The sequence below is a fragment of the Rhizobacter sp. P3_B12 genome (assembly GCF_056402895.1).
In genome coordinates, this window is sequence record NZ_JBFUGN010001242.1 from 1 (window position 1) to 1,533 (window position 1,533).

General features: G+C 73.3%; 1 pseudogene. It reads left to right on the forward strand.

The features are described from left to right. A pseudogene (locus AC1D01_RS34180) lies at window positions 1-1,533 on the forward strand (hypothetical protein); the annotation flags it as partial.

Here is a 1,533-nt window from a genome sequence, read left to right on the forward strand (position 1 = left end):
GGCCACGCTCGTCGTCGCGGCGATCGGCGGGCTCGGCGCGCTCGACCGCGTCAGCTGGTGGGTGCTGGAGGAGCTGCAATCGGGCAACCAGTGGCTGTGGGGCGGCGTCGGCTTCGGCGGCGTCGTGGTGCTGGTGCTGCGCCGGCTCGCGCAGCCGCTGCAGCAGATGGCGGCCGAGGCCGGCGCCCGCGCGCGCGGCTGGCTGCCGCGGCTGATGGACGTCGGCTCGCTGGTCGGCCTGCTCGCGCTGGTGACGGCCTGGCTGGTCGTGCTGCAGTGGTTCGTGTTCGCGCCCGAGACCTTCAGCGCGCTGCGCGAGGTGCCGGCGTGGATGCGCGCCACGCTGGTCGGCGCGCTGTGGCTCGGCTGGATCGTGCTGACCGCCGGCAATGCGCAGATGGCGAACACCTCGTCGCTGCACAGCTTCTACCGCGCGCGGCTGACGCGCGCCTACCTCGCGGTGGGCAACCCGCGGCGCGGCCTGGTGGGTGTGGGCGCGGAAGGCATCGAGGGCGGCCCGGCCAAGGACGTGACCAGCGTGGTCGACGGCGACGACACCGCGCTCGACAGYTACCGCCCCGAGGCCCGCGGCGGCCCGATCCACCTGGTGAACACCTGCCTGAACCAGACGCGCGACGACCAGAGCGGCCTGTACAACGCCGACCGCAAGGGCACCGCGGTGACCGCGACCTGGCGCGGGCTGGAGATCGGCGCGGCGGAGTTCGTCGCGCTGCAGCCGGGCGACGACACCGGCACGCTGGGCCGCTGGATCGCGGTGTCGGGCGCGGCGGCCTCGCCCGGGGCCGGCTCGTACACCTCGCGCGGTCTCGCGCTGCTGGTGTACTTCCTCGGCGTGCGGCTCGGCCACTGGGTGCGCGCGCCGCGCGACTCGGTGCGGCTGCGCTGGCTCAGCCGGCTCGCGTGGCGCTTCGCGCCGAAGCCCCTGATGCTGGCGAGCGAGGCCTCGGCCACCTTCTTCGGTGTCGAGCGGCCCTGGTGGTACCTGTCGGACGGCGGGCACTTCGAGAACAGCGGCATCTACCCGCTGCTCAAGCGCGAGACCGATTTCATGGTGCTCGCCGATGCCAGCTGCGATGCCGACTACGGCTTCGGCGACATCGAGAACCTGGTGCGCAAGGCGCGCATCGACTTCGGCGCCGAGATCGACTTCTACACCCGCGAGGAGGCGCAGCACCTGTTCAGCCTGGYCGGCAGCGACCTGACCGTGCTGTCGCCCGAGCACATGGCCGACAACCACTCGTGCCGCGGCGTGCTGCTGGCGCGCGTGCGCTACCGCGAGCGTGCCGGCCCGCGCGGGCCCTGGCGCCCCGAGGGCACGCTGCTGGTGGTGAAGCCGAACCTGCACGACGCGCTCGATGTCGACCTGCTGGCCTACGCGCGGCAGCACGAGCGCTTTCCGCACGAGTCGACCGGCGACCAGTCGTTCGACGAAGCGCAGTGGGAGAGCTACCACCGCCTCGGCGAGGACTTCGGCCGCGCGCTGCACGACACCTGGCTCGCGCAGCTGCCCGG